The 15331-nt window shown below is 46.2% G+C and carries 9 protein-coding genes; 1 reads left to right on the plus strand and 8 read right to left on the minus strand.

Annotated elements, in window-relative coordinates:
• Positions 1–39 precede the first annotated feature (39 nt).
• A complete protein-coding gene (locus ACO05E_RS06240) occupies positions 40–1707 on the plus strand; it encodes a PepSY-associated TM helix domain-containing protein (protein WP_419812122.1) in 1668 nt (555 codons plus the stop codon).
• A gap of 591 nt (positions 1708–2298) precedes the next feature.
• On the opposite strand, the gene ACO05E_RS06245 is transcribed toward ACO05E_RS06240, so the two are convergent.
• The 8 genes from ACO05E_RS06245 to ACO05E_RS06280 all read right to left on the minus strand — a co-directional run bounded on the left by ACO05E_RS06245 (position 2299) and on the right by ACO05E_RS06280 (position 15250).
• On the minus strand, positions 2299–4743 hold the full coding sequence (locus ACO05E_RS06245; RefSeq protein ID WP_419812123.1) for a TonB-dependent receptor: 2445 nt from the start codon (positions 4741–4743) through the stop codon (positions 2299–2301).
• A gap of 175 nt (positions 4744–4918) precedes the next feature.
• A complete protein-coding gene (locus ACO05E_RS06250; protein ID WP_419812124.1) occupies positions 4919–6454 on the minus strand; it encodes a serine hydrolase in 1536 nt (511 codons plus the stop codon).
• Positions 6455–6566: 112 nt separating this feature from the next.
• Positions 6567–7649: a heparan-alpha-glucosaminide N-acetyltransferase domain-containing protein gene (locus ACO05E_RS06255; protein ID WP_419812125.1), complete on the minus strand. Its 1083-nt coding sequence runs from the start codon at positions 7647–7649 to the stop codon at positions 6567–6569.
• 95 nt (positions 7650–7744) lie between these two features.
• A complete protein-coding gene (locus tag ACO05E_RS06260; RefSeq protein ID WP_419812126.1) occupies positions 7745–8491 on the minus strand; it encodes a (2Fe-2S)-binding protein in 747 nt (248 codons plus the stop codon).
• The gene (locus tag ACO05E_RS06265; protein WP_419812127.1) at positions 8491–10911 is read right to left on the minus strand and encodes a GNAT family N-acetyltransferase; all 2421 of its coding nucleotides are present in this window, start codon (positions 10909–10911) and stop codon (positions 8491–8493) included. Before ACO05E_RS06265 ends, ACO05E_RS06260 begins: the two co-directional genes overlap by 1 nt.
• Before the next feature lie 6 nt (positions 10912–10917).
• The gene (locus ACO05E_RS06270; RefSeq protein WP_419812128.1) at positions 10918–12189 is read right to left on the minus strand and encodes an MFS transporter; all 1272 of its coding nucleotides are present in this window, start codon (positions 12187–12189) and stop codon (positions 10918–10920) included.
• Positions 12179–13585: a lysine N(6)-hydroxylase/L-ornithine N(5)-oxygenase family protein gene (locus tag ACO05E_RS06275; RefSeq protein WP_421722728.1), complete on the minus strand. Its 1407-nt coding sequence runs from the start codon at positions 13583–13585 to the stop codon at positions 12179–12181. Before ACO05E_RS06275 ends, ACO05E_RS06270 begins: the two co-directional genes overlap by 11 nt.
• Before the next feature lie 24 nt (positions 13586–13609).
• Positions 13610–15250 carry a pyridoxal phosphate-dependent decarboxylase family protein gene (locus ACO05E_RS06280; RefSeq protein WP_419812130.1) on the minus strand — a complete coding sequence of 547 codons (1641 nt, stop codon included), beginning with the start codon at positions 15248–15250 and terminating at the stop codon, positions 13610–13612.
• Positions 15251–15331: the final 81 nt, after the last annotated feature.

Consider the following 15331-nt stretch of genomic DNA (forward strand, 5'->3'; position numbering starts at 1 on the left):
TACCGCTGGAAAAAAAAGCCTGGCAGAAAATTTGATTTCTTGCTCAATGCTCTGTTAATACTCGCGCCACTGCCGTTCTGGGTTCAGTTTTCCGGTTATGAGTTTGGCACCACCTATTATTTTATTGCATTGTCACTGACTGGATTAGCTTTAACCATTTATCATCGTGATCGTTCGGCGTTAAAACTAGCCATTAAACAACGACGAGTTAATACTTCTGACTCTGCGATAAAAGAGACCATTCAACGTCGCCTGAAGAAAAGCATTCAGGTCATACTCACAATCGGTATAGCATCGGCCTTAGGCGTATTACTGCTTTTTAGTGCAACACGCTTAACCGATGCTACCAGCAGCAATGCACTGATCGGCCTGAGTGTGATCACTCTGCTAGTTACGCCCCTTCTGTTTACGTCATTTCGGCTTATCGGATTCAACCTTCAACCACGAGTGCCGGGCTTTATACATCAGAACCTGAATGCTCATAAGCTGCTCGGTGTGGTCAGTGCCGCGTTGCTGTATCTGGTTTGCCTGTCAGGGACCTTCAGTGTTTTTTATGAAGAGTTTGAGCGCTTAGAACAGCCCGACGTTGAAGAATACGCGGTTTTTGAACCAACTCTGATTGAACCGGCGCTGCAGGAATATCAGCAACGATTACAACGTACGCCAGCGTCGATTTATATTGTATTACCCACTCCCGATTTTCCCCGCACACACATTACCGATGGTGTTGATGAATGGTACCTCAATTCAGATGGCCAATTTGCTCAACAACCGCATGTTCCCTGGACAGAGATGATTAAGGCTTTGCACACCAACCTGCATCTGCCGTACAACCTGGGTATGACGCTGGTAGGCATTACCGGCTTATTACTCACCGCCTTAATTATTTCCGGCGTTGTGGCACACCCAACCCTGTTTCGAGATGCTTTTTTATTGCGCAAAAAGAAATCACGACGACAGCAACAGACCGACCTGCATAACCGCTTAGCGGTATGGGCTTTACCCTTTCATCTGATGATTGCCTTAACCGGCGCGTTTATTGGCTTGAGTAATGATTTCTTTAACGTGATGGCAAGCGCCCAGTTTGATGGCGATGGCCAGGCCGACTCCGGGGTCATCGTAGAAGCCATTTATGGCGACGACCCGACCCTGCTCTCCAAGGGTGAAACCATCAACTACGTCGCGGCGTTTCAACAGCTAAAAACCGACGTCCCCAATGCCACGCCTATCTATATGGTGGTTCATCAACTGGGGCAGCCGGAACAGCTGCTGGAAATTGCTGCACGCTTACCCGGGCGTTTCAGTTATTCAGAGATGTACCGCTTTAATACTCAGGGGGAGCTGGTTGGACATCAGGGGCTAACCGATGGTCCCGTCGGGCGTCAGCTGGCTTATTCCACCTACCGGATTCACTTTGGTCATTTTGATGGCTTATGGGTAAAAGGGCTGTATGGCCTGCTAGGCCTGAGCCTGACGCTGGTGTGTGTGTTTGGTATGAACATCTGGTTTGCCCGGCGCGGCGAGCAAGGGCTGCTGCATTACCTGTGGCAGGGCTGGGTGTGGGCGACTCCTGTTATGCTGTTGCTATGTTATCCCCTCTCTTTGCTGGGGCAGCTCTTTTCAACAACAGTACCCTTTTCACTGACGACGCTGTTCTGGAGTGGTGTCTTGTTGGTTATTTTGCTGAATCTTATCCGCAAGCGGTAAAACGGCCTATATCTCTTCATCTTGTGCACAAGTCAAGCGCCGGAAAGGCCTTTTCAGGATTTTTTTCACACTGGCCGGATTGTGCATAAAGCGGGCCTGTCAAGACAGGAGTTGCTCACAGATTCTGTGGGTAACTTTGTTAATAGTCTGAGCAAAACCGTCACAAAGCCTATAAAACCGTGCTTATAGCAAACTGGTCTATTTTTTATACAGCTCATAAAAAATTTAAAAACCCTTATATTTCAAGGCCTCAAGAGCTTTCTGATACAAAGGTGCCAATTTTATAACTGCAGAACAAAGTCAAGCACTGTGAAATACTTTTTATGACAAAGATGAAATATAGATGGGGAAAATCATCTTCAGGTTTCCACAATTTCTGTGGATAATTCTGTTAATGATTTGCTTATAACAGCCACAATCCAGCATTGATATAAGCCTGCCTACAGATTGATCATTTTTTAACCAGCATAAATTGAGGACGAAAAAAAACCGCACTGATAGACAGTGCGGTTATTTTCACCAAGGTTCTTTACCATCGCTCAGTTTAAGCTCACATCGCGTAGCTTAAACCAGAACAAGACAACCCTGACATCAGTAGCTCAGACTGTAGTTCAGACTCAGTGTACGGCCAAGTGCTGGTAAATCGGTCGCAACGCCCGTTGCCGGGTAACCACGCACCTGATTATAAAGGTATTGATACTCTTTATTAGTCAGGTTGCGCACAGCAATTCCTAACGTGCCAGCAGGCAGTGCCACATTTGCTAATAAATCAAAGGTGGTGTAACCAACAAAATCAACGTTCCGGCGAGGGTTGTTTTTCCGGTGAGCCTTATTGCTGTCTGCCATATTCAGCATCTGCAGACGCACATCAAACAGAGCATCCTGCTGATAACCAATATAAGCAGTGATTTTTTGTGGTGAGACACGATCTACCGGCAGCGGCTTCCAGCTGCCATCTTCACGGGTTTTACCATCGGTATAGGCATAGGTACCACCGGTGACAATGTTATCCGTTACATAGGCGTTAATCAGACCTTCAACCCCCCAGATCTGCTCTTCCTGATCAAACAGTTCAACCACACCCGTTGTATCATCGAAGGTATAGGTTTTATCCGAGTTGTTCAGGAACACCGATGCCTGGGCTTCAATACCATCAAACTGGCCACGCCAGCCCAGATCCCACGATTCAGTGGTAATCGGCTTCACATTACTGCTTTCCAGAATCGGACCACGATCACCATTGTCGGAGAATATGCTGATACTACGTAACAAACGTGTCAGGTCCGGTACGGTAAATCCTTCGCCGTAGTTCAGGTACACCTGTTGTTGAGCGGTTAACTCAAACGCAGCACCGGCATTAAACAGCGTTGCACCATACTTCTTGCTACCACCCTCGCGGGTTTCAACGGTATCTGAGTATTGCAGGAAGTTCGACACATCCAAACCACTCTGTGCTAATGCCTGTACTTCCAACGCAGTGATTCCTTGCAGGAATTGCTGTGGTGTCTGGTTGGACGCAGCAGCCAATGCTTGTAATACCGGGTCTTGCAGCTGACTGTTATAAAAGTTGGCATTAATTTCATCAGCACCTGCGCGGTAATCGCTGACATCAATATCCACTACTTCACGACGAACACCAGCTCGTAAAGTCAAACGATCAGTAGCTTCAAATTCCGATTGCAAAAATACCGCTTGGGTTTCGCTCTCAGTTGCCGGGCCAGCCTGGTATTCACGCCCGGTTTTTTGGTACTGATTCTGACCGCTGTTCAGCCAGGTGCTGTAATCATATTCAATCCAGGTCTGACTGCCTTCATCCTGAACATAATCCAGGCCATATGTCAGGCTCAGGTTATGACCCGCCAGATCAAAGTCACTGGACAATGCCAGTTTCATATCCAGCACTTCGGTTTCAATCAGAGACTGCGCAATACGTGCACCTGCACGGGAGTTTGCCAACAATGCATTCGATGGATCAGATGACGCAGCCACGGCGGCCCAGTCAGTCACGATATTCAGTGGGTCTCCCAGCGAAGGGTAGAAGTAGTTATCGGTTTCACGGTAATTTAACTGAGCAATTAACTGCTGCCCAAAGAAGTTACTTTCACTGAAGTCCAGCGTCACACTCTGACGTTCAGTCGCAGGTTGCTGACTTAATTTTAACCCGGCGACCGGCTGAGGATCATAGGTACCCCGGCCTCCCAGTAAACCTGAAGGTAAACCCAATGTCGCAGCGCTTGGGATGCCGTAATCCGCGGCATAATCGGTATCCATTTCTTCATCAAAGTATTCTGCGCTGAGGCGAATTTGGCTGCTATCCGATAACTGATAGCCGGTATTAAAAATCACATCCAGCATATCGGTATTATCCCGCCCGGTCTGGCTCGGATCTGTAGCAATCTGGTCACCATTTGCATCAATAGCGTGGCCACGTTGCTCCAGGCTGACTGCCAGATTAAAGTCCAGTTGATCAAACTTACCGGATACAGTTTGTCCCAAACTGTAACTGAACGCATCGGAGTCGGTATCTTCCGTGCTCATGGTAAAGCCAAGGTCGGTATTAAACGCTAAGCCGTCCTGTGCTGCCTTTTTAGTAATGATATTAATCACACCACCGGTTGCACCAGCACCATAGATTGCAGTTGCTCCGGAAATCACTTCTATGCGTTCGATATTTGCTGGTGAAATGGTGGTTAACTGGCGGGAAATGTTCCGGTTAGAGCGCTGTGCTACACCATCAATTAACACCAAAGCCGAACGACCACGCAAGCTCTGATAAAAACTGGAAACCGTATTATCGCCCGGTGCTAAAGCTGGTACTAACTGGCCAAGGATAGTCCCGATATCGGTTCCTGTTGTTGCCTGGCGCTCAATATCTTCACGTTCAATAATCTGAACCGTATATGGCAAAGATGCCAGTGATTCTGCTGTCCGAGTGGCAGTAACAACCTGCTTATCCAGCTCTGCTGTGTCTTCAGCATGCACTGTCACAGCACAGGCAACCGCCAAGGCGAGCGGTGTTTTAGTAAACAACTTCATAACCCTATCCTTAATAAGACTAATTACTATTCGTATAGGGCGAACACTATATAGTTAGATGAGTCATTTGCAACTATTTCTCATTTGTATTTTTATTTGTATGAAACAGATCATAAAAAAGCGCTGACACACAGGTGCCAACGCTTGCCGAGCCTTCTTGTATGCAACACAAACGTCAGCGAGGGACAAACGTCCACTGCTGATTACTTTGTCCATGGTTGGTCCACAAACCAACTGCTTTGCCATGAATCCACTGCTGATATGCATCCACCTTTAAATCCGGATCGGCTGCGGGCTGGATAGTGCTGCCAGATAGCATAAATTGCTGGCCCGGTGATTCAGTGCAGGCAGTTACCCGAAGTTTATCCCCTTCTTGCGGGGTATCACCGGCATCCAAACAGCCGCCATCACGGTTAATTAATTGTTGTGTTGTCACATCGTAATGCCATAACTGACTTAAGCTGCCATCGCATTGTTGATGCTTAACGTTACTGTGGGAAGTTAACAAACCATGGTCCACTGTCATGCAGGCACCGTCCTGCTGATTAATAATATTCATATACTGGCGGTTCAGGGTTTTGCCAATTTCACGGAATAAATCAATATGGGCCGTTCCCCGGTTATTAATAAAATAGCTACCCGGCGCTGAGTGCTTGGCAATCACTACCTGTTCATCTGGCATCACATAAATATATTGATTAAAAACACCAACCGCGGCGTAGTCATTATCAAACCCGGGAACCCACCAGTGATAACCATAGCCCCAGGTATTGCGCGATAATTCGTTTTCTCCCGACTGTAAATAAGGCTTATCGGTGTTCAGGCTTTGCTCTACCCACGCTTGTGGAATAATTTGCTGACCATTGTAATAACCGTTATTCAGATAAATCAGACCAAAGCGGTTTAAGTCCCGGGTCGTGGTATTAAGGCAGCAAAAGGTACCGTCCTGATGATTCTGATCAGCCAACCATTGCGCATTGGATTCCATTCCGGCTGGCTGCCAAAGGTATTTTTCTGCGTACGCGGCAGTCGTCATTTGAGTTGCACGATTCAGTACCAAACCCAACACCTGAGAATCCAGACTGCTATAAGCATTAAATTCGCCCGGTGCATAACTGACGTCCTGATAACTCAGTACTTGCTGAAGTAAATCCTCTTTCAGTCCGTCCAGTAACCGCGCAGCATCAGAATTCAGACTGCTGTAGGTTTCGTCAAAAGTCACACCAGATCCCATTTCCAGTGCCTGTTCAATCGTCACCTGAGCAAACGGAGAGTGAGTTAATTCCGGCACATAATCGACCACCCGATCCGTTACACTGGCAATATCACCTTCACGAATGGCAATGCCGATCAGCGCTGATAAATACGATTTAGCGACAGACCAGGAAGCGAACAAACTGGTTTGATCATACCCTTCCAGATAGTCTTCATGCACAATATCTCCCTGATGAGTAACTACCATGCCAGTGGTACCAGCGGCCTTAAGAAAATGCTGTGTTTTTTCCAACTTACCCTGACTGGAAAAACGTTCAGGAAATTGAAACCTATCAGTCGCCGTTGTTAATGGTTGTGAGGGGGTTGCCCGAATAATATGTACATTCCCGGACTGTTCATTTAGCCCATAAAACAGATTTACAACGGTTTCGGTTGTGCAACCGTATAAAAGTGCGCCCATGGATAGGGCAGATAAAACCTGAGTCGATGTTTTCATAATAACCTCCGTTAAAAAACACCAACCCATAGTATTAAAATTATAATTAAGTGTTTTACCATTTGGTGCAGGTTGTTTTACCCACTTTTCATTGACCTATGCACGGTATCTGTCACGCGGGTTTTACTTCACGATTTTTCAGCAGCCTGGGAGTAACGTCCTTTATCTTTTGTATCAGTACCGTCACCATCACAACAACCGGCATCATCAGCACTGTTTGCCAGGCATTCAGGGTCTGGAATCCAATAATACCCATTCCCCAGCACACCACAGTCCATTGAATAATGTACATTGAGGTTACCCGTTCACTGCAGAAAAACAAAAAACGCGTAGCCGGGTTATCAATACCACTTTGTATGATTTTATGAATAATCAGAAACAGCCATAAATTGATTCCCAGCAAATAAATCACACCACCAAAACCCAGATGAAAAAAGTTACCAAAATGGTACTCAAAGTCGTAAGCACACAGAGCGATACCGGTAATCAGGGTGATTGTTGCCATCATTGGCATTTTCCTGAACATAGCACCGGTGCCCTGATCTTCAGTAATCATTCGCCCTAAAAACATGCCAAACAAAATAAAGGACATCCACGGAAATACCGGGAAATACACCTGATAGTGATTGCTGAAAAACAGCCGGGCAATATAGTCCAGGCCATCAACCCCTGGCTGATAGCCACTTAACTCACGGGAAACCGCCGCAATCAATAACGCAATGGCCAGATAGCCCCATTGGCTGGTTACAAAATGACGAATAACCGCCAGAAGAATCAAGGCAATGCCTGCCATTTGCAGAATATCACCCGTCATAAAGATATAACGCAGTTGCGGCCAGGTTAAAGGTGACTCCCAGCCATAGGCATTAATAAAGTTTTCGGGCATCGTGCCAAACACCTCAATGGGCACAACAAATTTCAGAAAATTCATAAAATACGCAAAGGCCAGAATCATAACACCACGAATAACCGCAGCTTGAGTTGACTGGTTTTTACTGATGATAAAAGAGATACCCATCAGAATAAGAAAAGCCGCAGTACCTTTGCCAATAAAGTGAATCACATAGCCCAGCCAGGATTCCGCCTGCGTGACCTCATCCGCATACATCCACAAGGTATGTACCAACATCATTAAAAAAACCGCCAGACCACGGCCAAAATCTATTTCGGGTATTCGCTTACTGTAAACATTCATAATATTCCCTTGCTGATAATGTTGCTTAAATAAAATTTTTAAAATAAAAAGTTGTTTAAAAATATGTCGTCTAAAACGTAATGATTTAAACCATGTTATGGCTGCAACATACGCTGCCACTTTTTAGACTCAGGCTGTTTCGGGCAGCTGCGGCAAATATCGTGACGATCCCGTAAATAATGCATACAACAGGATCTCCTCTGTAATAACAAAGGCGATGATGTTCCCGGTGCATAATTTAATGCACTCAGAGGGATACCTTCACGATCGTAAAGCTGCATCGCCGTCAACCATTGCTCGGCTGCCTGTTGCTTTTGCTGATCGCTCAGTGCTTGCTGATTAATCGCCGTTAATAAAGCATCGGCAACCAAACCACGAGCATTTAATTCACTGATCCGGGTAATACTCTGCAGACAAGTCAAATATTCCTGTAGCAAAGCATTTAATGACTCAGCCTGTTGGATAATTCGTTGATCAGCACTTATGCAAGTGTGACCAGACGGCTGAGTCGATAACGATAACACCGTCAATGGACGAAACCCGGATATCGAAGTCCCCTGAATAAATTGCTCAAACGCCAGAAAGTCGATCACCACATGCTCATAATGCAGTGAGCTAACCGCCAGATAGACAGGCTGCCAGTACAGTAATGCCCACAGCCGGTTAGCCCAATACACTTTCCCGGCTGAAGAATAAGACTGCGCCAGCTGGCTGTGTAATTGCTGCATCGCCGCTTTTGCGCTCCCTGAGCCAGGCGACAATAAAACACCCTGCTCTGCATCACGCGTTGGATAAACACGCAACCAGGGAGAATATTCAGCCGCCTGATATAACCGCTGCATCAGATAATGCCATCGACCGGGGAGTGTTTTTGTGCAGCAAAACACGCAATTGGATTGACCAGGGTACCGGCGAATTTCAGACTGCTGCCCGGATCACTGAGATCAACCATTTGCTTGTTATTACCCAACTGCAATCGATTCAGACAGGAGTGTGCAAACTCGTCAATAAATAAACTGTGCTCCGCCAGTTTTTTCGTAACCTGTGAATTATGCTGCTGATCAGCCATATAATGCTGAATACAGTTTGCCACTAAACGCCAGAAATCCTGTTCTGAAAATTCACATTCCTGCCATAATATCTGACTCAGATAACGGAAAATCCCATCAAACACGTCGGTAAATACCGACAGTGTTTCCATTTCTTCCGGCATACTGATTGAGATACGTTTTACATCATCCGGGAGTTGTGTATCTGAATTCAGCAGGCAGATCTCTTCGCCAATATCTTTCATCAGTGCTTTTACCGGCACGTTATTTTCATAAATCAGAATCAGATTTTCACCATGTGGCATAAACACCAGATCATGCTGGTAATAACAATGCAGCAATGGCGTCAGATATACATCCAGATAACGACTTAACCAGTTTTCAATCGTTAAACCGGATGAACGAATCATGGCAGGTAATACTCCTTTGCCATCATTGTCTTTATGCAACAGAGCCGCCATGGTCATCAGGCGCTGTCCGGGTTGTAGCAACCGGGTTGGATTTTCACGCCATAAACCAGCCAGCATTTTTTTATAGGGGCTGTCTTTCACTTCAGCATGTTCAAAATAAGGATTGCTATACCCTACGGCAGCAACTTCCCGTAACACGGAAAAATTTTTCTGCTGCAAATAATCATCTGCCATCACCAGATTATTCAACCAGTCATTAATTGCCGGTGTGGTGCGCATATAATAAGAAGATAAACCGCGCATAAAGCCCATATTCAGCACAGACAAGGCCGTTTTAACATAGTGCTTATGGGGCTGACTGATATTAAAAAAGGTGCGGATAGACTGTTGCGCCAGATAATAATCATCACCATATCCCAGGCACACCAGATGCTGCGACGCAATATCCGGCGCGTATACAATGGCTAACTTGTTGTACCACTGCCAGGGATGTACCGGTATCAGGATATAATCATCCGGGTTCAGCGACTTATCTGATAATTGCTGCTCAAACTGCTGTCGGGTGGTCCAGTCAAATTCAGCGGCAATCAGTGATTTATAATCATAATCCTCGCAGGCAGAAAACTGTGCCCGGCTTTTATGTGCCGCAATCCAGATCAGGGCTACCGGATTTGCCGACTCCGGAGCATATGTACGGAAATCAGCAGCATCAAAGCCAATCCGCCCGTTATTAGCAATAAATGACGGATGGCCTTCGGTCATGGACGTTTCTACTTGCTGAAAGTCTGCCTGTGTCAGTTCTTCCGCCGTCAGCTTCTGATTTTCCAGCTTATAGGCAGCCGAACATAAGGTCGCGGTTATTTCTTCCAGGTATGTCGGTAGCATATCGTCAGCAATATTCAGCGTTTTATGAAACTCAATCATAAACTGGACCGAGTCCAGCGGCTTTTCTTCACCCTGCTGATATTTACGAATACTGCCAGTATCCATCAGCCAGTGATTTAGCTGCATAATTTCAGCACAAAAGCGATATTCCACGTCATCAACATCCGACACTAATAAATAGTGCTGCCGACCTTGCTGTTCTCCCACCAATTTAGGCTCGATCATACGCTCGTGCGCTAACTCGCTGATGGCTTTACTCAGATGCTGTCGATTCACCTTCTGCCAGGACTCAGGATGAATACTGCTGACAGCGGCCAGTGGCTCGGTCTGCATACCTGCATGATAACCGCGAGGCGGAAAATTCCGCTGCTGCAACGCCATGGCTGCCTCAAATTGAGCGCGGCGACAAAAGGCCAGAGAGGCCTGTTTATGCCCCAAATCAATCACCCGTTCATGCTGAAATCCAGCGCGTTGATTCAGTTGATGAATTTTATGGTTACGCACATCTGGCTCAACCACAATGCGTTGAATGGCCGGGTCTGAAAACATAAATTCCATAATAAAAGTGAAAATATCAAAGGTGAAACCGGATATTTTCTGCTTTGCCGGAGCAATCAGAATATGCATTCCCTGATCGCCCGGTAATACATCATAGTGTTGTGCAACCGCATCTTCGGCAGGTTGATACAGCTCCAGTAAAAAACTGGGCTGATCATTAACAAAGCCTAAAAAGACACGGGTATGTCCAGCCATCAGTTCCGCATAGGTTTTTCTAACCTCAGCCTCATCTGCGCCAACCAACCCCCAGAATTCAGCATAAGGTTGACTAGTCCACTGATGTAACTGAGCAACATCGTTATCCAGTTGGAATTCACGCAGACTCAGGCGGCCAATATTTTTTTCTCGAAAAAATAACATAAATATTTACTCAGTGATGGCCGCTTCAACAGCAGCATCTGATGCTGTTCCAGTCGGTTTCAATAAGGTATTAAAAAAATGATAAAACACAGCTGAAGTTACTAAAAAACCGCCAGCTGCCAGGTAAAACGTCCACTGATAAGACAAGTACGTCACCAGGCTTCCCACTACAAACGAAGCCGAAATCACCCCGAGGTTCTGCATAAAGTGCATACGACTGAAATCATCGCCATAGTATTGAGGGTCGCTGATCTCAAACAGCAGCACTTCCAGCCGAACGGTCGCCTGAAACATCGCCCAGGCAAAAACACAGCGACCAAGAATCACAACCCAGTCCTGAGCAGCACTTTGAATTAATAAGCCAACAGTTCCCAGCAATAAGGCATTAAACAGCAGGCTGGCACTGCTTTTATCACTGCTGAATTTCTGATTCGCCCACAGTCCAATTAAGGCAATCCAACCCGGTAAGGAATACACCAGACCTGTAACCAAATCGCTTGCGGCAAAACCATCACTGAAGCTCTGCCAGTAACGGGTAAAAAACGGGCGAATCAGAAAAGCACTGAAATAAAACAAGGCGGTGACCAAACCCAGGCGAAAAACAAAGTATTTAATCTGTTGTCGCTGTTTCTGATGGCTCGGGTCAATCTGTTTGGCATTCGCTGGTTCAGTATTAGCTGGGCCAGAATCAGAAGCAGACGAGTCAGAAACGGCTCCGGGTTGCCAGTGAATATTCAGCCACACAATCAGATACGTACACACCATCACCTGCAGTAAATCGCTGCCTGCCATCATCAGATACACATCACGCGGATCAAAATATTGCAGTACAGTGCCTCCCAACAATGCTCCGCCGATACCACCAAAATGCATCAACACCGAAAACAAACCAACCATACCCAGATGTTTGTCTTTTTCTTCCAATCGCATAACAAAGGGATAAATCAACAGATAACTGGCTTTAAACACCAGCATCAGCTGCGACAGAATCCAGAACTCAATTAACGACGTTGAGAAATAACAGGCAATACCTAAACATGCCGCGACAATCTGAGTGACCACCCAAAGATGCAATTCATGAATACGACGCGCGACTTTCGCCCACAGTGGAAAGGCCGTCATGACCGTAAAACAACAAGCAGCGATATAAAAGCCTACATGCTGAGCACTGTCGTACTGGAACGCCTGCTGAAAAAACTGCGGATAAAAAGGCAGTAGCATCGTATCGGCAATCACCGATACGATGGTTAATAGAATCAGAGAAGTTTTAAGACTCATCACCAACGGCCATCTCATTAGCGGATTTTTCCCGGATAACCGGCGTTAGTTTCATGGTCTTGCCTGTTGACTGTACCTTACTCAGGTTCTGCATTTGGCTCTGGTTCGCCGGTGCCGGGAACTGCTGAAACGCAATGCGCTCTTCAATGGGGTAATATTCAACACCGGTGATTTCACGCAAAATATAACTGTTGCGATAGCAGGCCATCCCCAGATCCGGGGTCACAAAACCGTGAGTGTGCAGCTCTGCATTTTGTACAAAGATTTCAGCACCATTACGATCAACCGAATAATTACGCTTAACCGAAAAACGTCCTTTTCCATCCCACTCTATGCGAGAACTGATCGGCTCCAGAAAATCCGGAAGCTGATACATATATCCGGTTGATAGCACCAGAGCATCTGTTTCCAGCGCATAGTCTTGCTGCTGTTCATCCTGGCGGAAGAACAAGCGAATCGAGTTGTCCTGAGTATCTTCTGCAGAAAGCAATGTGCTGTTGGTTAACAGATTGGTATTAAAGTCGGCCGCTAAACGTTTGACATACAACAGATCATAAATATCGTTAATCAGGCTGGCATTAATACCTTTATACAAATGCTTTTGATGGCTCACCAGTTGATCACGTTTCTCTGCCGGTAACCCATAAAAATAATCGACATACTCCGGAGAAGTCATTTCCAGTGTCAGCTTACTGTATTCCAGCGGGAAGAAACGTGGTGAGCGGGTGATCCAGTTCAACTCATAGCCATACTGATCAATACCCTGCAACAAGTCGTAATAAATTTCTGCCGCACTCTGGCCGCTGCCTACAATGGTGATCGACTTTTTCTGCTGCAATGCTGCTTTATTAAACAGGTAATCGGCGGAATGCACATTCATTCCTTTCAGATCCTGGCAGAACTCTGGCTTATGTGGCGACGGACCGGTGCCCAACACCAGTTTACGGGTGTAAAGGGTTTGCGTTTGCCCACTCTCGGTTGCCCGTGTCTGAATCTCATAAAGGCTCGTAGATTCCTGATACTCCACTCGCTCAACCCGGGTATTAAAGCGAATATTGCTCACCTGCTGAGTGGCCCACTGACAATATTGATTGTACTCAGAGCGCATCAGGAAGAAATCTTCACGAATATAAAAAGAATATAATCGCCCTTGCTGTTTAATATAATTAAGAAAGCTCAGCGGGTGTGTTGGATCTGCCAGCGTGACCAGATCTGACATAAAAGGCGTTTGCAGATGAGCGCTCTCCAGCATCATCCCCGGGTGCCAGTCAAAGCCACTGCGTTGCTCCAGAAACACACCGTTCACATCCGCAAGTGTATCCGTCAGACATGCCAGCCCCAGATTAAAAGGGCCAACACCAATAGCAATAAAATCAAAAACGGAGTCGTTATTCATCATTCTCTTCCTGTGAATTTCTGGTTAAACCGCAATACGTTGCGGCTTGGTTTCTGTTGGTTTTCCGGATTGATTGGCTGTAATCAGCTCTGAGGCGACGGCCATATCCTGATAATTTTGTGCAAAAAAAGCCTGGCCTTCGTGTTTAATCATGGCCAGCACTGCCTCAATATCCTGCAGACTGGTTTCCGGATTTAATAAAGTGAATTTCAGATAGCTGCGACCCGCTACCTTGGTTCCGGCAATCACTGCTTTACCACTGCGGAAAATAGCCTTGCGAATGGACTCATTACAGCGGTCAATCAACTCATCCGGTACCTGATGATCTTCAAAGTGGTTGTGAGCCGGGTGAAAACGAAAAACCAGCGTGCTGATTTCCGGCTGATGCAGCACATCAATATTGCCATCTCCGGCAAACAGCTCGTACGTTTCCGTCGCCCGCTGTATCACTTCATCAAACATACTGCCGATACGTTTCGCGCCCATAATGCGCAATGTCAGCCACAGTTTAAGGGCATCAAAGCGACGGGTTGTTTGCAGGCTTTTGTTAACCAGATTTGGTGTACCTTCGAGCTTGGCACTCAGAGGATTCAGGTATTCAGCATGGTGTGTCACATAACTGAGCGTATGAGCATTACGCACAAAAAATGCACCACAACTCACCGGTTGGAAAAATGATTTGTGGTAATCCACCGTAACCGAGTCTGCTCGTTCAATACCCTGTAATTTATCGCCATGTTTCTCAGAGACCAATAAACCACAACCATAAGCAGCGTCGGCATGGAACCAGATATTGTGCTGCTGACACAGGTCTGCAATTTTATGAATCGGGTCAATACTGCCAAAATCTGTGGTACCGGTTGTTGCAACCACAGCAATCGGTATCAGGCCCGTCTGCTGGGCTTTAGCAACTTCGTAAGCCAGAGCAGCTGCGTCCATGCGGTAATGTTCGTCATAATCAACACCGACCACCGACTCATAACCCAGTCCTAATAATGCAGCGGATTTCTGAACACTGAAGTGACTCAGTTTAGAGGTAAAGATACGGAACTTAGCAGCACACTCAGGCAGCCCGTTTTCTTTAACAGAATGGCCGTTTAAATACGTATCACAGTAATAATCGCGAGCTAACAGCATCGCCATTAAATTAGATTGAGTACCACCACTGGTAAAAATACCATCACCCGCAGCCGGCAAACTGATCTGTTCGCGTGTCCAGTCCACCAGTTTCTGTTCAATCAGTGTGGCTCCGGCACTCTGATCCCAGGTATCCACCGACGAATTAATCGACGACAGAATTAACTCGGCCATAATTGCCGGGTACACCACCGGACAATTTAAATGGGCAACGTATCTTGGGTGATGAAAATACACGGCATCTTTCAGATAGACCTGACGTAGTTCAGCCAGTGCTTCATCGGTTTTTTTTAATGGCAGATCCAGATTAATGTCACGAAACGAAGCAATTAACTCTTCCGGTAAAATTCCGGAAAAAGGCTGCTCTTTTTCAGTGATTGCCTGACGTACCAGATCAAGGCCTTTACGAACATCCCGTTCGTAGCGATTCAGGTTGTGGTCATTAAAAATATATTCCCGGTTTTTCTTTCGGGATTTTCCCCAACTACTCGTTTTTTTAAACAGAAAGTTTTTCGTGGTGTTTAACATGCAGGCTTTCCTTATATTCAGGTCAAGCAGCTACATGGTTGCAAAGTCAGGCTTCCTGCCTTGGTTATCATTTTCCGGGCA

It is taken from the genome of Bacterioplanoides sp. (assembly GCF_965226395.1).
Taxonomy (GTDB): Bacteria; Pseudomonadota; Gammaproteobacteria; order Pseudomonadales; family Oceanobacteraceae; genus Bacterioplanoides.